14 protein-coding genes, 1 tRNA gene and 1 pseudogene are annotated in these 21,120 nt (G+C 60.6%); 5 read left to right on the forward strand and 11 right to left on the reverse strand.

The genetic code is table 11. The annotated features are described in order from the left end of the window. Positions 1–284: 284 nt before the first annotated feature. On the forward strand, positions 285–2,813 hold the full coding sequence (locus PMI30_RS15710; protein WP_007900416.1) for a PepSY domain-containing protein: 2,529 nt from the start codon (positions 285–287) through the stop codon (positions 2,811–2,813). Positions 2,814–2,958: 145 nt separating this feature from the next. Here the strand turns inward: PMI30_RS15710 and PMI30_RS15705 are convergent, their stop codons facing one another. The 4 genes from PMI30_RS15705 to ptsP form a co-directional block, all read right to left on the reverse strand. Beyond that, positions 2,959–4,500, reverse strand: a complete 1,542-nt coding sequence (locus tag PMI30_RS15705; RefSeq protein WP_008009646.1) for an alkaline phosphatase D family protein — start codon at positions 4,498–4,500, stop codon at positions 2,959–2,961. 184 nt (positions 4,501–4,684) lie between these two features. Further along, entirely contained in the window at positions 4,685–6,424 is a 1,740-nt protein-coding gene (locus PMI30_RS15700; protein WP_008009647.1) for a PTS fructose-like transporter subunit IIB, read from the reverse strand. Positions 6,425–6,435: 11 nt separating this feature from the next. After that, a complete protein-coding gene (pfkB, locus tag PMI30_RS15695) occupies positions 6,436–7,377 on the reverse strand; it encodes a 1-phosphofructokinase (protein WP_008009648.1) in 942 nt (313 codons plus the stop codon). Beyond that, a complete protein-coding gene (gene ptsP / locus PMI30_RS15690) occupies positions 7,377–10,238 on the reverse strand; it encodes a phosphoenolpyruvate--protein phosphotransferase (RefSeq protein ID WP_008009649.1) in 2,862 nt (953 codons plus the stop codon). Before ptsP ends, pfkB begins: the two co-directional genes overlap by 1 nt. Positions 10,239–10,540: 302 nt before the next feature. Between ptsP and cra the strand changes: the two genes are divergently transcribed. Together cra and PMI30_RS15680 are read left to right on the forward strand one after the other, a co-directional pair. Beyond that, a complete protein-coding gene (cra, locus tag PMI30_RS15685; RefSeq protein WP_008009650.1) occupies positions 10,541–11,536 on the forward strand; it encodes a catabolite repressor/activator in 996 nt (331 codons plus the stop codon). Positions 11,537–11,539: 3 nt separating this feature from the next. Then, on the forward strand, positions 11,540–12,316 hold the full coding sequence (locus PMI30_RS15680) for a TatD family hydrolase (RefSeq protein WP_008009651.1): 777 nt from the start codon (positions 11,540–11,542) through the stop codon (positions 12,314–12,316). A gap of 201 nt (positions 12,317–12,517) precedes the next feature. Here PMI30_RS15680 and PMI30_RS32130 read toward each other — a convergent pair whose 3' ends face one another. From PMI30_RS32130 to PMI30_RS15660, 5 genes and pseudogenes are all read right to left on the reverse strand, one after another. Continuing rightward, entirely contained in the window at positions 12,518–13,231 is a 714-nt protein-coding gene (locus tag PMI30_RS32130; protein WP_370694719.1) for a methyl-accepting chemotaxis protein, read from the reverse strand. Between the two features lie 144 nt (positions 13,232–13,375). Beyond that, positions 13,376–14,920: pseudogene (locus PMI30_RS32135) on the reverse strand (HAMP domain-containing protein); the annotation flags it as partial. Continuing rightward, on the reverse strand, positions 14,886–15,722 hold the full coding sequence (gene ampE, locus PMI30_RS15670; RefSeq protein WP_008009653.1) for a regulatory signaling modulator protein AmpE: 837 nt from the start codon (positions 15,720–15,722) through the stop codon (positions 14,886–14,888). The gene ampE and the pseudogene PMI30_RS32135, both read right to left, overlap by 35 nt. A 2-nt stretch (positions 15,723–15,724) precedes the next feature. Next, the gene (gene ampD, locus PMI30_RS15665) at positions 15,725–16,294 is read right to left on the reverse strand and encodes a 1,6-anhydro-N-acetylmuramyl-L-alanine amidase AmpD (RefSeq protein WP_008009654.1); all 570 of its coding nucleotides are present in this window, start codon (positions 16,292–16,294) and stop codon (positions 15,725–15,727) included. 64 nt (positions 16,295–16,358) lie between these two features. Beyond that, positions 16,359–18,566: a DUF1631 domain-containing protein gene (locus PMI30_RS15660; RefSeq protein ID WP_008009655.1), complete on the reverse strand. Its 2,208-nt coding sequence runs from the start codon at positions 18,564–18,566 to the stop codon at positions 16,359–16,361. Between the two features lie 359 nt (positions 18,567–18,925). On the opposite strand from PMI30_RS15660, the gene nadC reads away from it, so the two are divergent. Next, positions 18,926–19,774, forward strand: coding sequence for a carboxylating nicotinate-nucleotide diphosphorylase (nadC, locus tag PMI30_RS15655; RefSeq protein WP_008009656.1), 849 nt, complete (start codon positions 18,926–18,928; stop codon positions 19,772–19,774). Positions 19,775–19,824: 50 nt separating this feature from the next. Here the strand turns inward: nadC and PMI30_RS15650 are convergent, their stop codons facing one another. After that, the gene (locus tag PMI30_RS15650) at positions 19,825–20,130 is read right to left on the reverse strand and encodes a DUF6388 family protein (RefSeq protein ID WP_008009657.1); all 306 of its coding nucleotides are present in this window, start codon (positions 20,128–20,130) and stop codon (positions 19,825–19,827) included. A gap of 301 nt (positions 20,131–20,431) precedes the next feature. Here PMI30_RS15650 and PMI30_RS15645 point away from each other — a divergent pair, with 301 nt between their 5' ends. Then, positions 20,432–20,977: a hypothetical protein gene (locus PMI30_RS15645; protein WP_008009658.1), complete on the forward strand. Its 546-nt coding sequence runs from the start codon at positions 20,432–20,434 to the stop codon at positions 20,975–20,977. Between the two features lie 8 nt (positions 20,978–20,985). Here the strand turns inward: PMI30_RS15645 and PMI30_RS0129680 are convergent. Beyond that, a tRNA-Thr gene (locus tag PMI30_RS0129680) sits at positions 20,986–21,061 on the reverse strand. Between the last annotated feature and the right edge of the window lie 59 nt (positions 21,062–21,120).

A 21,120-nucleotide genomic window follows, 5' to 3' on the forward strand; every position in this document is an offset into this window, starting at 1 on the left:
TGTCATGGGCTTTTTTGTGTGTGAAATATGCCTAGGGAAACCCGCATTTCCCCTGAGCTGCCGAAGGCTGCGATCTTTTGATCTTGATTTTTGGCAGAACTGAAATCGCTAAAGACCAAAAGACCAAAAGATCGCAGCCTTCGCCAGCTCCTACCTTGGCATTAGGCCAAAGCCCCGTTCATCGAAGTGAACGGGGCTTTTGTGTGTAAAAAAGAATGCTTCTCGACAACTCACGGCATAATGCGCGCCGTGATGATGACTTTTGAACGAACAAGGCGAGCGACGTGTTGAAGAAATCCCTGTTCCAGTTGCACTGGTTTTTCGGCATCAGCGCCGGACTGGTCCTGGCCCTGATGGGCATTACCGGGGCGGCGGTATCGTTCCAGGATGAAATCCTGCGGGCGTTGAACCCCTCTGTGCTGCACGTCGAAAAGCAGATTGCCGGCGTTCTTCCACCTGCCGAGCTGGTAGAAAAAATCGAAGGCGCTTCGGGCAAGAAAGTCTCGATGCTCTGGGTCGAGACCGACAGCGGCAACGCCGCGCGGGTGATCTTCACGGCGCCACCCGGTGAACGTCGCGGGCCGATGCGTTACTTCGACCCGTACACCGGCGAGTTCATGGGCGACGTCACGGGCCAGGATTTCTTTGGCCTGATGCTGCAACTGCACCGGGTCCTGGCCATGGGCGATATCGGCCGGCAGATCACCGGCGCCTGTACGCTGATTCTGGTGTTCTTCTGCCTGTCCGGCCTGTACCTGCGTTGGCCACGCCAGTGGAAAAGCTGGCGCGCCTGGCTGACCCTGGACTGGAATAAAAAGGGTCGCAGCTTCAACTGGGATTTGCACTCAGTGGCTGGCACCTGGTGCCTGGTGTTCTATCTTTTGGCAGCGCTGACCGGGCTATCCTGGTCGTACGAGTGGTACAACAAAGGCCTGACCCGGCTGCTTTCCGATTCGCCGCAGAACGAACGGGTCCGCAGTGGTCGCGGTCCTGCGCCAAGCGGCCCGGCCCCGACTGCCGATTACGCTGCGATATGGAGCAGCATCTACAGCGCCGCCGGCCCTGGGCTTGCGTCCTACAACGTGCGTATGCCGCCCGTGGCCGGACAACCGGCAACGGTGTTCTACCTGCTGAGGAATTCCCCCCACGACCAGGCACGGAACCAGCTCACCCTCGATCCGGCGACCGGCATCGTCAGCCGTCATGACCGTTACAGCGACAAGAGCCTCAAGGCGCAGCTGCTGACCAGTATCTATGCGCTGCACGTTGGCAGTTATTTCGGGATGATCGGGCGGATTATCCTGACCATCGCCGCGCTGACCATGCCGCTGTTTTTCATCACTGGCTGGTTGCTGTACCTGGATCGTCGACGCAAGAAACGTCAGATCAAGGATGCCCGCAAAGGCCTCGCGCAACCGGGTAGTGATACGCCGGCATGGCTGATCGGCTTCGCCAGCCAAAGCGGATTCGCCGAACAGCTCGCTTGGCAGACCGCCGGACAATTGCAGGCCGCCGGGTTGCCGGTGAAGGTCCAACCGTTGGCCAATGTCAGCGAACAGGACCTGCAGGATTCCAGCAACGCGCTGTTTGTGGTCAGCACCTTCGGCGACGGTGAAGCACCGGACAGCGCCCGAGGATTCGAACGTAAAGTGCTGGGGCGTGCTCTGAGCTTCGACAGCCTTAACTATGCCGTGCTCGGCCTCGGTGACCGTCAGTATCAACACTTCTGCGGCTTCGCCCGACGCTTGCACACTTGGTTGGGCGAGCACGGCGGCAAGACCTTGTTCGCCCCGGTGGAAGTCGACAGCGGTGACCCCTACGCCCTGCGCCACTGGCAACAGCAACTCGGCCTGCTGACGGGTCAGGCACCGGTCGACACCTGGCAAGCGCCAAGCTACGACAACTGGACCCTGACCCGCCGCGAATTGATGAACCCGGACAGCAGCGGTTCGCCCGTGTATTTGCTCGGTCTCAGCGCCCCCACCACCAGCAGTTGGCTGGCCGGGGATCTGGTGGAAGTGCTGCCGCGCAATTGTCCGTGGGCCATCGAGCATTTCCTCGACGGCCTGGGGATCGACGGTCGGGCCACGGTTGAGTTCGATGGCCTGTCACAAACGCTGGAACAAGCCCTGGCCAGCCGCCAACTGCCCGAGAACCGCGCGCATCTGGTCGGCCTGCACGCGCAAGCGCTGGCGGACGCCCTGGTGCCGTTGGCCATGCGCGAATACTCCATCGCCTCGATCGCCGCCGACGGCGTGCTGGAGTTGATCGTGCGTCAGGAATTGCATGCCGACGGCAGCCTGGGCGTCGGTTCCGGCTGGTTGACCGAACACGCTCCCGTGGGCAGCAGCATCAGCCTGCGGGTACGACGCAACAGTGGTTTCCATCTACCGAACGAACCCGTGCCAATGATTCTGCTGGGCAACGGCACCGGGCTGGCCGGGTTGCGCAGTTTGCTCAAGGCGCGGATTGCCGACGGGCAGCAGCGTCACTGGCTGCTGTTCGGTGAGCGTCATCGCGAGCACGACTACCTGTGCCGCGCGGAACTGGAAGAGTGGTTGATCAACGGTGATCTGACGCGACTGGATCTGGCATTCTCGCGAGATCAGGCCGAGAAGATCTATGTGCAGGATCGGCTGCGCGAGTCTGCCGATGAGTTGAAAAAATGGCTGGCCGATGGCGCCGTGATTTACATCTGCGGCAGTTTGCAGGGGATGGCTTCAGGGGTGGATCACGTGCTCAACGAATTGCTGGGCATTGAAGAGGTCGACCGCCTGATCGAACAAGGCCGCTACCGCCGCGACGTCTACTGACACCCTTGATCCCCTGTGGGAGAGACCTGTGGCGAGGGGGCTTGCCCCCGTTGGGCTGCGAAGCGGCCCCAAAATCTCTGATATACCAAAGATTGTAACAGTTGATCGTTCCCACGCAGAGCATGGGAACGATCGTGTGTAGTCCTCAAACCGGCTGCAACGTGCGCTCAAACACCCCCACCCCATCAAGATCCCGCAACACCACACTCAACTCCCCCGTCTGCCCATCGATGTTCACCTCGCCAAAAAACTGAAACCCGGCAAACGGCGAGGTGTTCTGCGCAGGTGGTGCTTTCTCGAACACCACTTCGGGACCGAAGGTTTTATCCAGCGCATTCGGCCCGAAGCTCCCCGCATTCAACGGCCCCGCGACAAATTCCCAGAACGGTTCGAAGTCCTGAAACGCCGCGCGGTCCGGGTGGTAATGATGCGCCGCGCAGTAATGCACATCCGCCGTGAGGAATACGAAATTGCGCACCTGCTGCGCCCGCAGAAAACCGAGTAACTCAGCGATCTCCACTTCACGACCCTGCGCCGGGCCTGGATCACCATTGGCCACCGCTTCCCACCGCGCCACACCGGGGCTGACTTCACCGTCGGGGACGCCGAGGCCGATGGGCATGTCGGCGGCAATGACTTTCCATTGGGCCTGGGAGCCTTTCAATTCACGCTTGAGCCAGTCCAATTGTTCTCGACCGAGAAACGGCTTGGCGGCACCCAGGTTATCGTCGTTAGCACCGCGATAACTACGCATGTCGAGCACGAACACATCCAGCATCGGCCCATAACTCAGCTTGCGATAAATCCGCCCGCCGTCATCGGCACTCTGCAAGCGCATCGGCGCGTATTCCAGCCAAGCCTGGCGTGCGCGGCCCACCAGGCTGTGGATATCTTTGCTTTTGTAACGCTCATCCAGTTGTTTGCCCGGCGACCAGTTGTTCACCACTTCGTGGTCGTCCCACTGCCAGATTTGCGGGACCTCGGCATTGAAGCGGCGGATGTTTTCGTCCATCAGGTTGTAACGGTAATTGCCGCGATAGTCGTCGAGGGTTTCGGCGACTTTGCTCTTGGCTTCGCTGGTGATGTTGCGCCACACCCGACCACTTTCGGTGGTCAGTTGCGCCGGCACCGGGCCATCGGCGTAGATGGTGTCGCCGCTGTGGATAAAAAAGTCCGGCAGGCGCAAGCGCATGGCTTCGTAGATGCGCATGCCGCCGATGTCCGGGTTGATGCCAAAGCCCTGACCGACCGTGTCGCCGCTCCAGACAAACCGAATATCCCGCCGGGCGGCTGGCACACTGCGCAGATGACCGAACCAGGGTTCACTGGCGACACCGCTTTGGGCGTCTTCGAACGTCACGCGGTAGAAAATCGCCTGATCGGCGGGCAGGCCCGTGAGTTCGACCCGGGCGGTGAAGTCGGTGCGGGCATCGGCCAATGGCGAGACGAATCGACGAGGATTACTGAACAGGCTGCGCGTGTCCCATTCCACCACCATCCGCGCCGCACGGTCGCTACGGCTCCAGACCATCGCCCGGTCGCCCAACAGGTCGCCGGACTGCACGCCATCGGTGAGTTGCGGCCGATCCTTGACCGAAGCAATCACCGCCGGGGCCAGGCCGGGCAGCAACAGCCCGGCGCCAACGGCTTGCATGACACGACGACGGCCGAGGTCGAATTCGCTCATGGTGTTCTCCCTGAAAAAGGAAAACTTAAGCATGGCTGTATGACTGCGGCGTGACACAAAAGTCTGCCAATGCTGCAGGTCCCTGTGGGAGCGGGCTTGCTCGCGAAGACGGTTTAACATTCAACATTATTGCTGGCTGTCAGACCGCTTTCGCGAGCAAGCCCGCTCCCACATGGGATTGGGGTCAGGCGCTGACCGGCTCTACTGCCAACTCCACCGTCTCAGGCCGTTTGAGCACCGAGTACGTCACCGCCGTCAGCAAACTCCCGGCCACGATCGCCAGCAGATACAACAGCGCATGGTTGATCGCATTCGGGATCAGCATCACGAACAAACCGCCGTGGGGTGCCATGAGTTTGCAGCCGAAATACATCGACAACGCGCCGGTCAGCGCGCCGCCAGCGATGCTCGCCGGAATCACCCGCAACGGGTCTTTCGCCGCAAACGGAATCGCGCCCTCGGAGATAAAGCACAGCCCCAACACCAGCGCCGCTTTACCGGCCTCGCGCTCAGTCTGGGCGAACTTGCGCCGGGCAATGAATGTGGCGATGCCCAGGCCAATCGGCGGCACCATGCCGGCGGCCATGGTCGCTGCCATCGGTGCATAACTTTGCGACGCCAGAAGCCCTACCGAAAACGCGTAAGCGGCTTTGTTGATCGGCCCGCCGAGGTCGACGCACATCATGCCGCCCAGCAGCACACCCAGCAGAATGGCGTTGGTGGTGCCCATGCTGTCGAGGAAGTGCGTGAGCCCTGCAAGCATCCCGGCCACCGGTTTGCCGACCACGTAGATCATCACCAGACCGGTGAACAGGCTCGCCAGCAACGGGATGATCAGGATCGGTTTCAGCGCCTCAAGACTTTGCGGCAAGCGCGCATAACGGTTGATCGCCTGGGCTGCATAACCGGCGATGAAACCGGCAATGATCCCGCCGATGAAACCGGCACCCAGGGTGCTCGCCAGCAAACCACCGATCATCCCCGGCGCCAGGCCCGGGCGGTCGGCGATCGAGTAGGCGATGTACCCCGCCAGCAGCGGCACCATCAGCTTGAACGCGGTCTCGCCGCCGATCTGCATCAAGGCGGCTGCGAGCGTGCCTTCCTCTTTGAACGCGGTGATACCGAACACGAAGGACAAAGCGATCATCAAACCGCCCGCCACCACCATCGGCAACATGTACGACACGCCAGTCAACAGGTGTTTGTAGATACCGGTCTTCTCTTGCTTGGCCGGGCCTTTGGCGCCGGTCGAAGCGCTTTCCTGTTTGCCTTCGGTCAGGGCTTTGTTCAACGTCGCTTCGGCCTGTTTCAGCGCAATGCCGGTGCCGCAGCGGTAGATTTTCTTGCCAGCGAAACGCTCGGTGGCGACTTCGATGTCTGCCGCCAGCAGCACCACGTCGGCATCGGCAATCGCTTCTGCGCTGAGTGGATTGCGCGCGCCGACCGAACCTTGGGTTTCCACTTGCAGGTCGTAGCCCAGACGCTTGGCCGCTTGCTGCAAGGCTTCGGCGGCCATGAAGGTGTGGGCGACGCCGGTCGGGCACGCGGTGACAGCCACCAGGCGTGGCGCATTTTTAACCACGGCAGCTGGCTCGGCGGTAGCTTCGGGTGCGACGTAAACCTGAGCCTCTTCCACCCCGCGACGCAGCACCGCTTCGACATCTTGCAGGGCCTGGGCCGGGGTGCTCTGAAACACCCGTTTGCCGACGAACCGTGACATATCCACCGGCGCGCTGGTGACCAGCAACACCCACTCGGCGGCCTCGATGGTCGCGGCCGACAGTTGACGTTCCGGATGGGCCGCATCAACGACTTCGACACTGGTGCTCCAGCCCTGACGCTGGGCTGCGGCATCGAGCAAACGAGCGCACAGCACACTGGTGACCATGCCGTTCGGGCAGGCCGTAACAATGGCTAACTTCATTGCAAACCCTCTTATTGTTCTGTCAGGGGGCGCAGGCGCACGCCCTGTTCAAGGTGCGCCAGTTGCGCGGCGTCGCCGATACCAAAACCGATCTGGGTGACGGCCATGGCGGCAATCGCCGTGGCGGTGCGCAAGGTCTGTTCGGGCGTATCGGCACTGAGCAAACCATGCAGCATGCCCGCCAGCAACGAATCCCCCGCACCGACAGTGCTGATCACGCTGACCTTGGGCGGTGTGGCGTGCATGGCCGAGCCGACACTGAACCAGTTCACCCCGTCGGCACCGTCGGAAATCACTACATGCTCGATACCATGCGCATGCAAACGGCTCGCGGCCTCGGCTTGGGCGGTGACGGAAACCTCCTCGCAACCCAGCGCATCAGCCAGTTCTTCGGTGTTGGGTTTGATCAGCCACGGGCCGGCCGCCAGACCTGCGCGCAAGGCTTCACCGCTGGTGTCGAGCGCAACCTTCAAGCCGCGTTTTTTCAAGCGTTGGATCAGTTCCCGCAACCACTGAGGATTCACCCCACGAGGCAAACTGCCAGCGACGACGACCGCGTCATGCCCTGGAGCAATCTGATCGAGTCGATCGAGCAAGGCCTGCTGCGCCGCTTCACTGACCCTCGGCCCCGGGCCGTTGATGTCGGTGATGCGCCCATCGCTTTCCGCCAGTTTGATGTTGCTGCGGGTCTCGCCGGGGACGCGGACAAACGCGTCGGTAAAACCGCGTTTGGCAAACAGGGTTTCGAACGCCTGAAGGTTGTCTTCCCCGAGAAAACCGCTGACGGTCAACTGATGCCCGAGGTCGGCCAGCACCTGCGCCACGTTCACCCCTTTGCCGGCGGCGTGGGTGTGCATTTCGTCGCTGCGATTGACCTGACCGGCGGTAAGTAGCGGCAATTGAACGGTGAGGTCCAGTGCCGGGTTAAGGGTCAGGGTTAAGATCTTGGCCATTACAGGGCCTCCACTAATGCGCGTACTTCGTTCGCGCTGCCCACGGCCAGGGCCTGTTGGGCAAGGGTTTGAGTCTGGGTCAGGCTGAGTTCACGAATACGCGCCTTGACCTCGGCAATGCTGCGGCCCGACACGCTCAACTCATCCACACCCAGGCCCACCAGCACCGGTACCGCCAGCGGATCGGCCGCCAGTTCACCGCACACGCCGACCCACTTGCCATGAGCATGAGCCGCACGCACGGTGATGTCGATCAGTTGCAGCACCGCCGGATGCAAGCCGTCAGCCTGGGCCGACAAGGTCGGATGACCACGGTCGATGGCCAGGGTGTATTGCGTCAGGTCGTTGGTGCCGACGCTGAAGAAGTCCACTTCCTTGGCCAGCACCGGCGCCAGCAAAGCGGCCGACGGCACTTCGATCATGATCCCCAATTGCAGGTCCGCAACCGGGATTTCCAGGCGCAGACGTTCGGTCATGTCCCGCGCCTGACGCCACTCATCGACGCTGCCGACCATCGGGAACATGATCCGCAATGGCCGGTTGTCAGCCGCACGCAACAAGGCGCGCAACTGCGCTTCCATCACCTGCGGACGTTGCAGGGTCAGGCGAATGCCACGCACGCCGAGGAACGGGTTTTCTTCTTTCGCGATCGGCCAGTACGGCAGCGGTTTGTCACCACCGACGTCGAGGGTGCGCACCACCAGCGGTCGACCGGCCAGGCCATCGAGCACACGACGGTATTCGACTTCCTGAGTCGCCTCGTCCGGCGCTTGCGAGTGGGCCATGAAAATCAGTTCGGTACGCAGCAGGCCAATGCCTTCGGCGCCCTGCTCCACCGCGCTGGTGACGCCGGCGCTTTCACCGATATTGGCGAACACTTCCACCGCATGGCCATCGGTGGTCAGCGCGGGTTGATGGCGTTGTTCGGCGGCGGCTATCAGGCGCAGTTCGCGGGTGTCGCGCTCTTCGGTGGCGCGCTGCAAGGTGGCGGCATCAGCGTCCACGTGCAGGCGACCACGTTGACCATCGATCAACAGCGGCGTGCCCGGTTTCAGCAGCAACACGGCGGCACCGGCGCCCACCAGCGCTGGAATACCGAGGGCTCGCGCGACGATGGCGCTGTGGGCGGTGGCGCCACCGCGAGCGGTGAGGATGCCGGCGACACGCGTCGGATCGAGACGTGCCACGTCGGACGGGCCGACTTCGTCCATCACCAGAATGTACGGTTGCGCAGGCTCGGCAGGCGTTTCGACGCCACTCAATTGCGCCAGCACCCGACGGCCAATGTCGCGCAAGTCGGCGGCACGTTCGGCGAGCAAGGCGTCCTGCAGCGATTCCTGCTGTTTGGCGGCGGCTTCGATCACCGCCATCCACGCCGCCTCGGCGCTTTCGCCTTGCTTGAGACGGGTGTCGACTTCGTCGGTCAGTTCCGGGTCGTCGAGCATTTCCTGGTGGGTGATGAAAATTTCGCGAATCGCTTTGGCCTTGCTGCGCTCGATCAGGCCTTCGATGTCTCGACGCACATCCACCAACGCTTGCTTGAGACGTTCGCGCTCAATGGCGGCAGACTCACCGCGCAGCGGGTAATCGATGACTTGCAGCACTTGAATATGCGCCGGGCCGATGGCAATCCCTGGGGCAGCAGCAATCGCCTGAATCAAACTGCCGGAGGCCGGTGCGAGCAGTACTTCGGCAACATCGGCGATCACTTCGCGATGTTGGCTCACTGCCGGCAGCGGCTCGACTTCTTCGCCGAGGCCTTCTTCGATGGCCGCCAGCAAGGCGGGCAAGGCATCGGCGGCGATGGTCGGTTCGGCGATGAATTCCAGCACCTGACCACGACGGGCGCCGAGGCTGAGCAGTTTGCTCAAACTCTTCACCGACACTGCGCTGTCGTGACCGTCGACGATGCGCACGCGAATTTCGCCTTCAAAACTTTTCGCCAGTTGCGCGAGGATCTTCGCCGGGCGCGCATGTAAACCGTGGGCGTTGGCCAGGGCAATGCGTGCGCTTGGCCAATCCGCCGGCACCTCACCGCCGAGGACTTCCAGCACCGCGCGACTGCTGGTGGCACGGCCCAATTCATGGCCCCGGCCTTCGATCAGCAACGCGCAAAGGCGTTCGAGCAGCGCCTGATGGGCTTCACCGAGGCTGGCCAGGCAGAACAGACCGCTCAACGGCTGACCGAGGTAGCGCATGGGTTTATCCGGGGTGACGAATGCCAGGCCCGGACGCTTCACCGTTTGTTCGCTGTGCAGCCACCACAGGCCATCGCCCAGCGGCAGTGCGTCGACCTGTTGCAAGACACCGGCAAAACCGTTGCTCACACAATCGGCCTGACGCAGCAAACGGGCACCGCGCCAGACCAGTTCTTCGAAGTCATCGGCGGAAACACCTAGGCCGATCATCTGTGCGTCCAGCGCCAATTCTTGCGGCGCGCCTTGCAGCAGTTTCAGCAAGGCTTCGGCGGTGCTGGCGCGACGCAGGGCCTGGCCCAGATCGGTTTCACCGAGGGCGCGGGTCAGCAATTGCAGCAGACGCAGGTGTTCATCGGATTTGGCGGCGATACCGATGGCCAGATAAACGATCTGGCCATCCCCCCAGTCCACGCCGTCAGGAAACTGCATCAGCCGCACGCCGGTGGAAAACACCAGATCGCGGGTTTGCGGGGTGCCGTGGGGGATGGCAATACCTTGGCCGAGAAAGGTCGAGCCCTGGGCTTCCCGGGCCTGCAAGCCCGCGAGGTAGCCGTCGGCCACCAGGCCATCGGTCACGAGTCGGTCAGCGAGTAATTGCAGGGCGGTGGCTTTATCCACAGCCGACTGGCCCATGGATATCTGCTCTATGGTGAGCTCGAGCATGCTTTCTCCTTTTTGGCGCCATGTGACGCCAGGTATTGTTTTGATTGATTCAGCTTAGGCCCTTGGGAGCGCCTTTTCAGGGGCAGTTTTGGCGGTTTCGCGGCAGAACCGTCCAAAGCGACCTATAACGTAGAAAATACGCCTGCTGAAACGTTTAATCTAGAATGTTAGGCACGTTACTCGATAATGTCTCATCCTTGAAGTCCAATTGTCGGATGTGCTGCGACAATGGTCGCCTGCCCGAATCGGGTAGGATTGGCAAAAATGTCGGGGCAAACTCGAACAAAAAAGGAAAACCCGGGTTGAAACTCAGTGATATTGCACAGTTGGCCGGCGTCTCCGTGACCACCGCCAGTTATGTCATCAATGGCAAGGCTGAACAGCAACGTATCAGCAGCGCCACCGTCGAGCGCGTGCGCGCGGTGGTCGAACAGCATGGCTTCACGCCCAATCCCCAGGCCGCTGGACTGCGCAGTCGGCACACCCGCACCCTGGGCTTCATTCTGCCGGACCTGGAAAACCCCAGTTACGCACGAATCGCCAAACTGCTGGAACAAGGCGCCCGGGCTCGCGGCTATCAGTTGCTGATCGCCAGCTCCGATGATGCGCCAGACAGTGAACGGCAATTGCTGCAACTGTTCCGCGCCCGACGCTGCGATGCGCTGATCGTCGCCAGTTGCCTGCCGGCCGGCGACGACAGTTATCGGCAGTTGCAGGCCAAAGGCATTCCGATTATCGCCATCGACCGGGTGATGGCGCCTGAGTACTTTTGCTCGGTGATCAGCGACGACCGCGAAGCCAGCCTGCAGCTTACCCGCAGCCTGCTGGACCCGTTGCCCAAGCAGATCGCGCTGATCGGTGCCCGTCCTGAATTAAGCATCAGCCAGGAGCGGGCCGCAGGTTTCAAGGAAGCGCTGAACGGCTTCAAAGGCGAGGCGCTGATCGAACACGGCGAGTCGTTCAGCCGTGAGTGCGGCAAACAATTGATGGAAGAGTTGTTACAGCGTCTGGGTCATTTGCCGGATGCGCTGGTGACCACCTCCTACGTGCTGCTTCAGGGCGTGTTCGATGCCTTGCACGACTTCCCGCTGAAGACCCGCCCGCTACGACTGGGCACCTTCGGTGATACGCAGTTGCTGGACTTCCTGCCTCTGCCGGTCAACGCCATGTCCCAGCAGCATCAGCTGATCGCCGACAAAGCTTTGCAACTGGCGTTGGCGGCCATTGAACAGGCCGATTACCAACCCGGCGTGCAGGCCATCGCGCGGACCTTCAAGCAGCGTATTCATCAGGACTGAGCCGTGGAACTGATCGACACCCACACTCATCTGGATTTCCCGGATTTCGACGTGGATCGTCAGGCGCTGCTGGCCGAGAGCCGCGCCCTCGGCGTGCGGCGGATGGTGGTGCTGGGGGTTTATCAGGCCAATTGGCAGCGGGTCTGGGACCTGGTGCAAAGCGATCCCGATCTGCATGCGGCGTTCGGTTTGCACCCGGTGTATCTGGATGACCATCGCCCTGAGGATCTGACCGAACTCGGTGATTGGCTGACGCGTCTGGCGGGCCATCGACAGCTATGCGCGGTGGGTGAGATCGGTCTGGATTACTTCATCGAAACCCTGGATCGCGAACGCCAACAAACGCTGTTCGACGCCCAACTGCAACTGGCGGCGGACTTCAATCTACCAGCGCTGATTCATGTGCGACGCAGCCATGCGGCGGTGATTGCCACGCTCAAACGGTTTCGCTTGAAGCGCGCGGGGATCATTCACGCCTTCGCCGGTAGCCAGGAAGAGGCTCGCGAATACATCAAGCTCGGCTTCAAACTCGGCCTCGGCGGCGCCGCGACCTGGCCGCAGGCCCTGCGCATGCACCGTGTGCTCGCCGGTTTACCCCTTGAATCGGTGGTACTGGAAACCGACTCACCGGACATGGCGCCCGCCATGTTCCCCGGCCAACGTAATAGCCCGGCTCATTTGCCAGCGATCTGCGCGGCACTCGCCGCCCTCATGGCAATCAGCCCCGAACAACTGGCTGCTGTCAGCACGGCCAATGCGTGCGAGTTGTTTAACTGGTAATCCGTTGATTCACGCAATACCTGTGGGCTTTTGTGGCGAGGGGGCTTGTCGGAACGCCGCATCGCCCCGTTCGGCTGCGAAGCAGTCGTAAGTCCGGACAACTTGGTCTGTCTGGACGGGCGCCGGGGGCCGCTTCGCGACCCAACGGGGGCAAGCCCCCTCGCCACAGAACCCGCTCCCACATTTGTTTCGCGGTGATTTTTAAACCCGGAACGCGCTGATCAATTGCTTGAGCTCCACCACCTGCGCCGACAACGCTCGGCTGGCATTTTCGGTCTGGTGCGCGCCGTCAGCGGTGCGCTCACCGGCACGGTTGATCTCGACGATGTTCTGGTCGATGTCGTGAGCCACGGCGGTCTGCTGCTCAACCGCGGCGGCGATCTGCTGGTTCTGATCGACGATCATGCCGACGGCGCCGAGGATGTTTTCCAGCGCCTGCTGGACCTTTTCCGACTGCCCGACCGTGCCGTTGGCCATCTGATGGCTGGTGCCCATCGCCTTGACCGCCGCCCCGACACCGCTGTGCAGCTTGGCAATCATCTGCTCGATTTCTTCGGTCGATTGCTGGGTGCGCTTGGCCAGGGTCCGGACCTCGTCCGCCACCACCGCAAAACCACGGCCCTGCTCGCCGGCACGCGCGGCTTCGATGGCCGCATTGAGCGCCAGCAAGTTGGTCTGTTCGGCGATGCTTTTGATCACTTCCAGCACACGACTGATAGATTGGCTATCGCTGGCCAGTTGATTGATCACCCGCACCGACTGATCGATCTCACTGGCCAGTGCAGCGATGCTGCCCTGCTGGGACTCCACCAGACCGCGACCGCTGATGGTCTCGTCGTTGACGCTGTGGGCGCTGCTGACGGCCGCCGCGGCACTGCGCGCCACCTCCAGAGACGTGGCTGACATCTGGTTCATCGCGGTGGCGACCTGCTCGATCTGCGTACGCTGCCCCGCTACCGCCTGATTGCTCTGGGCGGACACGTTCTCGACCTGGCCGGCCTGACGCTCGACTTCACTGACGGTTTGGCCCACGCGCTCGATCAGGTCATGGATCTTCTTCACGGTGCCGGTGAATACCTCACCCAACTCGCCCAGTTCATCGCGGCTGTTGGCGCTGAAGGTCACGGTCATGTCCCCGGCCGCCACCTTGTCCATCACCGCGCCAAGACGCTTGAGGGTGGTGCGGGTTGAAGCGTAGAAACCGCCGTAGAGGTAAAAAATCAACACAAACACCACCGCCAATGCCACCGCCTGCAAGATCATATGGGTGCGATGCTGCTCCAGCCGCTGCTGCAACTGGGTACCGAGAAACTTCAGGGTGGCTTCATTGAGTTGGTAAGTCTGGTCGATCAGGCCCGTGACCTGATCGTAAAAGGCCTGCCACGGTGCATCGAGGGTGTCAGCCATCACCACCTGTTCTTCGAACAGTTCACTGGCCTTTTTCAGAGACGCCTTGCTGCTTTCGGCCTGAGTGGCCAGGGTTTCGTGCGCTGCTTTACTGGAGCCCAGAGCATCCTGCAATTTCAGACCGTATTCGGCTTGAAGCTTTTCGATCTGCGCCAGCAATTCATCGAACCGGGTGCTCGACGACGAATTGAGAAAGCCTTGCCCCAACGAGTAAGAACCCATCGCCCGGCCTTCGCCGAGCGTCTGGGTGACGGCTGGCGTAACGTTGGTAATGAGCTCGCTCAGCTGACGCATGTCGCTCTGACTGTCGCGGCTCAGGCCGGCCTGGCTGGCAATGACCTGGCTGAAAATCTGCGCGTTGCCGAGCAATTTGCCGATCAGCGCACTTTTGCTTTGCAGGGAGGTTTCCGTTTGCTGGGCCTTGAACGCGGCGATCATTTCATCGCGTTTGCCATCGAAAAAGGTGATTTGTTCCGGGTCAGTGGTCATCGCCGCCAGCCCTTGCAAACGGGTCAGCACGCTTTGCTCCAGGGCGCTGATGTTCGACTCGACATGACCGGCCTTGCCGGACTGGCCAAGGGTAACGTTGATCTGCACCAGGTTGTTCAGGGTTTCCAGATCCCGGCGCAGGCTCAGGCCGCTGCCCAGCAGGTCGAGGCTCTGCAGCTCGACCCGGGTGCCCTGGAATTCGCGATAGGAATCGCGCACCAGATAGAAGTTGGTCACCAGCATCGGCACGAGGAACAGCACGCTGATCAGGCTGAACTTCATGCCGAAGCTCAGGCGGTTCATCAGCGCGACGGCGGGATAGAGCAAGCTCTTCACTGTGAAGTCTCCCTTTGATTTCTTATTTTTATGGCAGGCGCGCAGAGACAGCAGATAGCCACTATTGGCGCTATCTCTATATAGCCTAAATCGGAGGAAGGTTTTGTAACTTAAGGTTAACGACGGGGAACCGTTGTTGGAGCGGATGAGCCCCCTGTGGCGAGGGGGCTTGCCCCCGTTCGGCTGCGAAGCAGTCGTAAATCCGGATAACTCGATCTGTCTGAACGGACGCTGGGGGCCGCTTCGCGACCCAACGGGGGCAAGCCCCCTCGCCACAGGAAAGCCTCCTGACCACAGGCATGCCCTTAGCCACAATAGCTTTCGCAGTAGATTCGAGTTAGGACAAAACCGTCCACAACGCAAACCCGGCATACCAAAGCACTGCCGCGCGTAGCAGCAATTCCCAGATCCGGTCCAGGCTGTTGATGCCGTCCGGCCCGACCACCGGCGCCGGAATTTCACCGGCCACCAACCCGACCTTCTCAATCAGTTGAGCTGCGCTGATGTTCCAGTTCAGCAGCTCGTTCAGCATTACCCGGCCGACCGCGACAAAGTTGCCGACCAACGCGAAGCTGGCCGCCAGCAGGCGCACCGGTACCCAATCGAACGCATGACGCAGCTGTGCCGCTCGCTCGACCACGGCCGGGTTCTGCCCGTGCTCCTCGGCCAGCGCCAGCAGTCGATAACTCAACGCGGCAACCGGGCCCAGCAGGAAGTACCAGAAAATCACCGCGAAAAAGCTCTGATAGGCCTGCCACAGCAGATGCCCTTCAACTCGCTCCAGCAGTTGCTCGCCACTGTCAGCGCAAATATTCAGATCGCGTTTGGCCACATGGGCAGCGGCTTGCAGGTCTTCCCGGCGCCAGGCATCGCGAAACGGCCCGAGGCCGGCCAGCAGATCACCTCGGCCCAGACTGTAAATCACCACCAGCAAGTGCACCGGTAACGCCAGCAAACCGTAGGCTACCGGCTCCAGCACCACCAACAGCAAACACAGTAGCGCCACCGGCAACAACACCAGCACCGCCAGTATCAGCCACGGACGGTTTGTCATGCGTGGGTTGGCTTCAAGCTTGTGCAGCTCGCGCACCCAACCGCCATCACGTTGAACCCGATAGCGCAGGGCCGAGAACTTCTCGATCCACACCGCCAACAGCAGCACCAGAAAACTCATTGTTACTCCTTTTTTTCCAGAGCAGCTTTTGCCAGAGACGCGCGATAGCGTGCCCAGTCAAACGCCGGTCCCGGATCAGTCTTGCGCCCGGGTGCGATGTCGCTATGCCCGCAAATGCGTTGTGCGGTGATACCCGTGAAGGCGCTTTGCAGCTGTCGCGTCAGGGCCGTCAACGCTTGATATTGGGCGTCGGTGAACGGCAGATCATCCGTGCCTTCGAGCTCGATGCCCACGGAAAAATCGTTACAGGTATCCCGTCCTTCGAAACACGAGACGCCAGCGTGCCAGGCGCGCTCAAGACAAGAGACAAACTGAGTGACGGTGCCGTCACGTTCAATCAGAAAGTGTGCAGACACCCGCAGGTCGGCGATCCCTGCAAAGTAGGGATGTTCCGTGACATCCAGACGATTCTGGAAAAATTCCTGCACCTTGCCGGTCAGAAACTGCGCTGGCGGCAGACTGATGTTGTGGATCACCAGCAGGGAAATTTCGCCCTCGGGGCGCGCATTGAAGTTGGGCGAGGGGCATATGCGCACGCCCTGACACCAACCGCTCGCGGGGTCCAACTGCATACAGGCTCCTTCAACGACGACTGTGTTGGTGCCCAGTATGCCGCGATAGACCCTCGGTGCGCGATCACTTGCCGTGATTGAGACGCCGCAGGTTGCCCAGCACCGACTCCAGCGCCCGGTCGAACAGCAAGGTGTCGTCCAGCGTTCGCACCGCGCCACGCCGGAACTCCAGGGCCAGACCGGTACGGCTATGCTCCAGCACTTTCATCCCGGTACGGTTGACGAAGATGTACTTGCCGGTGGCTTCAATGATCGCCGCCAGCTTGCAGCGCAGGGTGTTTTCCTCGTCTTCCTGAAACTCGACCCAGCAGCCCAGGTGTAGCTGATCGACCTGAAGCAGAGCAACATCGTCCTCCGGCAAACGCATCGATGCCGTTTCGACCGGGCCTTCGTCTGCGGTGCGAAGCACGATTTGCTGCTGCACTTCGACCATCATCAGTGCGTCAACAACCGTGTTTTTCTGGCTCGGGCGTTCGAACAGCTGAACGTGCAAGGCTTCCAGCTCACTGAAAAACTCACTGGTGGCGAACGGGTCGAATGCCGAGCTGTTCAACCCATCGCGCAACGACTTGAGCAATCCCGGCACCAGCGCCAACAAGCGCAGGCTCGCGTCGGCTTCGTCATGGCGCTGCACGCTCCAGATCAATTGCGCCATGGTCTGCACATCGGCGTGCCATTCGGCGGATTGATCACCGTGCTTGAGGCAGGTCAGTAACAACACTTTGCTCCAGGCCTCCTGGACAAACGCCACCACGCGGTGCGGCAGCACCTTACCCATCAACGCCTGGTTCAGCGCCTGCTCGACGCGCTGACGCGCCAATTCGGTCCTGGCGCGGCCTTCTTCGGCGTCACGGGTGCGCTGCTCGAGTAATTCGCTGCGACGGCGCTCATCACTGGTGAAGGCGAGAAAATCCGCCAGCAATTCGGAAAAGATCGCCGGGTCATCGACAAAGTCGTTCAACAAGCGCTGCACCACTTGCTCGATGCGCAGGTACAGGCTGCCGCGCGCATGGTCATCGCACTCGCCCCAACCCATGGCCGCAGCGGCGATTTCGTTGAGTAAACGCCGGGCCGGATGGCTGCTGCGGCTGAAAAAGCTCTTGTCGAGCACCGCGACTTTCAGCATCGGGATCTGCAAACGGCCTATCAGCGCCTTGAGGGAGTCCGGCAGGTTACGGTCATCGAGGATGCATTCGAAGAGCATGGCGATCAGGTTGATCACGTCTTCGTCGGCCACCCCCACCACGCGCGACTTGCCGCTTTTGACGCTAACGCGGGTCAGCAGTTGTTCGAGCTGGTTACGCAGATCGAAGTCATCCTGAGCCGCCAGCGCCGGCACGTATTGCTGCAAGTGCGAGAGCAGACGCAGCAGGTCGCGAGTTGAAATGGGCTGGGTCTGGGCACTGACTTCCAGGGTCGGCGCAACGCTGCCACGCACATGGAACAGCAACTCCTGCAATGCGGCGAAGACTTCCTGCACGCCATCGTCAATCTGCGTATTACCAGTGCGCATGCCTGTTTCGGCGGGGTCAGCACAAACGCTCGCAGCCGCCCGATCGGTGGCACGCCGCGCCGGGGCGGGCTTGAGGTCCGGCAGCACACCGGTGGCGATCAGCAGTTGATTGGCTTCGGCGTAGAGCTGATCAGCATTGCTGAGCACATAGCGTTCGAACAGCTTGAGGATGATCAGCTTGACCTTGATCTCCATGCCCAGATTGCGTCCAGCCTGCAAGAAATACTCGCAGAGCAGCGTCGGCCCCAAGGGGTTGTGCTGTTCGACCAGCGTCTTGCTCAGCAGCGTGCTGAGTCGGGCGGTAAGCTGGTCGAGGGCGAAACCGTCGCGGTTCAACACTTTGCCGACCATGGCCTCCACCGCCACGTTGCGCTCCATGTCGTCGCTGGGTAACGACGCCGAGGCATCGAAAACCAATGCCCGGGGCAAGGCAGCTTGAGAAATGTCGTACTGCGCGAGGCTGACGAAGGCCTCGAAGAATTGCTCGAGAAATCCACGTTCGATGCTTTTGCGCTTGAGGCGCAAATCGCGCATGGCCTCGAAGAAGATGTTTTGCTCGACATTGTTTCGGGCCCGGTCGGCCATTTCGAACAGGGTGTCGTCGGCGTTATCGAACAGCTCCTGCAAACCTTGCTTGAGCTGTTGAGCGGCCTTGTCGCGAACCTGAAGCAGAATCACGGGCAGGCGGGCGAGCGGCGAGTGAGTCGCCTGGTCGGTAGCGGCCTTGTGCAAAGGCACTACATTCCCGTCGTTGTGCATCCAAGCCTCCTGAAACGGTGATTCTTCGGTTCGGTAAGAAAGATCGAGCACGCAGGCCATACCGCCGACGCTCAACGGGGACAGTCATCACCCGTTGTCATTCAATAATAAGGAATCCAAAGTTACGTCAAAGCTATGACGTCAAATGAAAGGCGAATTATCTGCAAAAGACTCTCCTTGTGCCAGCAGACTCTGCCCGTCCCCAAGAAATAGACGTATATGAGAGCCCCTTGCTTAACACCGATTGCTCGGGCGAATCGACCAAATGCAGGTTGGCGAACGATGGAATGGACGTTGACGCCTTGGGTTGCCTCGCACCATGGCCCTATAATCGGGCCACTTTGTTTGTGGAGCCCGTTATGCCGAATCTACGTCTCGCCGATTTGACCGCCGAAATCGAAGCCAACGTGCGCCGTGCGTTGCTCGAGGACATCGGCAGCGGCGACATCACCGCGCAACTGATCCCGGCCGAACGCCTGGCCAAAGCCACCATCATCACTCGTGACGCCGCCGTCATCAGCGGCACGGCTTGGGTCGATGCTGTGTTTCGGCAGCTGGATCCGCGGGTTGCAGTGCACTGGCAGGTAGCCGACGGCGAACGGGTGAAACCCAATCAGGTGCTTTTCCATCTCGAAGGCCCGGCGCGCTCGCTGCTGACGGGTGAACGCAGTGCTCTTAATTTCCTGCAATTGCTGTCCGGCGTGGCCACTCGCGCGCAGTACCTGGCCGATTTCGTCGCCGAGACCCAGGTGAAGTTGCTTGATACCCGCAAAACCCTGCCGGGGCTGCGCCTGGCCCAGAAATACGCCGTGACCTGCGGCGGTTGCCACAATCACCGCATCGGCCTGTATGACGCCTTCCTGATCAAGGAAAACCATATCGCTGCCTGCGGTGGCATTCCTGAGGCTATCAATGCCGCACACAAGATCGCCCCGGGCAAACCGGTAGAGATCGAAGTGGAAAACCTGGCGGAGCTGAAGGAAGCACTGGCGGCGGGTGCCGACATCATCATGCTCGATGAACTGAGCCTGGATGACATGCGCGAAGCCGTGCGCCTGAACGCCGGCAAGGCAAAACTGGAGGCTAGCGGCGGTATCAACGAAAGCACGTTGCTGCCAATTGCCGAAACCGGGGTGGATTATATTTCGATTGGTGCGATGACCAAGGATGTGAAGGCTGTGGACCTGTCGATGCGACTGAGTCTCTGATCACGCCTTTGATATAAAAAATGCCAGCCTGATGAAGGCTGGCATTTTTTTTAGACCACCAGATTGTTCATCTCGCAGTACTCTTCCCACTCGACGCCCAATACCTCGGCCGCCTCCTTGTGCAGCGCCAGGCGCGCAGCCTCGTACTCTTCCGGGCTTGAGGTGTACTTGAGCGTCAGCTCCCACGGCTGCAAGCCCTGAGCTTCAGCCTCATCCTCGAACGCCCACTGAATCTGGTCTTTCTGATCGTCGGCGGGCAAGTCCTTGATCTCTTCCATCAACTCGTGCGCGTCTAGCGCGTACTTTTTCAGGGCTTCTTCGTGTCTGGCTTCTTGGGTCAATTCTTTAACGGTCATGGCGTTCTCGCTGATCTGGGGAATGGAAGATGGATCTGGATCATCAAGGATCTCTCTGACGCAAAAAACCGTTTGAAGCCCGGTTTGTCTGGCCTTCAGAACCATTCGGGATCATCTGAAAACTGCTGGGCGATGCTCATGCAGACAACGAATATAGGACGTTTTGTCGATGATTTACACGGGTCTTTACATCTATCCCATAAAAAGCCACGTGCATAAGGTGCGAGAGGCCTTGGGAACGTAAGTCGAAATCCAAAGTCATAGCGATGTGCCATATCGGCACGTCACAAGGAACCCAGTGATGCGCAGTTTTTCGAAGCTTTTGTCTACCCAGCTTGCGACCGCTACCCTGCTGCTCGGCAGTCTGACATTGGCCAGTGCCGCTCAAGCGGCTGTCGAAGTCACCTCTGACCCTGCGTTGTACTCCGACAAAATCTCCGCCCTCCACAATTCATTCGGCAAGGACACGCTCGTCAGAACCAGCGTCAGCATCGATGATCTGGAAAGCCTGCAAAAAACCGTGAAGGCCAATGCCTCCGAACTGGAAAGCCAGAAGCGCACCATCAGCGAGCAGGCCCGTCAGATCGAAGAACTCAAACGCAACAGCGGTTCCAGCTCAAACTCCAGCAGCAAGGAGATTGACGATCTCAAGCGCACGGTCAATGAGCAGGAGCGCGATCTGAACAACCTTGGCAAGCAAGTGGAAGAGCTAAAGCGCAACAGCGGCTCCAGCTCAAGCTCAAGTAACAGCGAAATCTCCAGTCTCAAACGGGAGATCAGCGATCAGGATCGCGCGATGGATCAACTCAAGCGCACCGTCGAGGATCTGAGCAGAAAGGTGAAATAAGCGAGAAGTGGTGCCCGAGACAGGAATCGAACCTGCGACCTTCGCGTTACGAGTGCGCTGCTCTACCGGCTGAGCTACACGGGCTGTGGGCTAAACCTAGCACTGGCTTCGAGGTCCGGCAACTTGTGGCGAGGGAGTCCCCG

The sequence above is a fragment of the Pseudomonas sp. GM50 genome (assembly GCF_000282375.1).
Taxonomy (GTDB): Bacteria; Pseudomonadota; Gammaproteobacteria; order Pseudomonadales; family Pseudomonadaceae; genus Aquipseudomonas.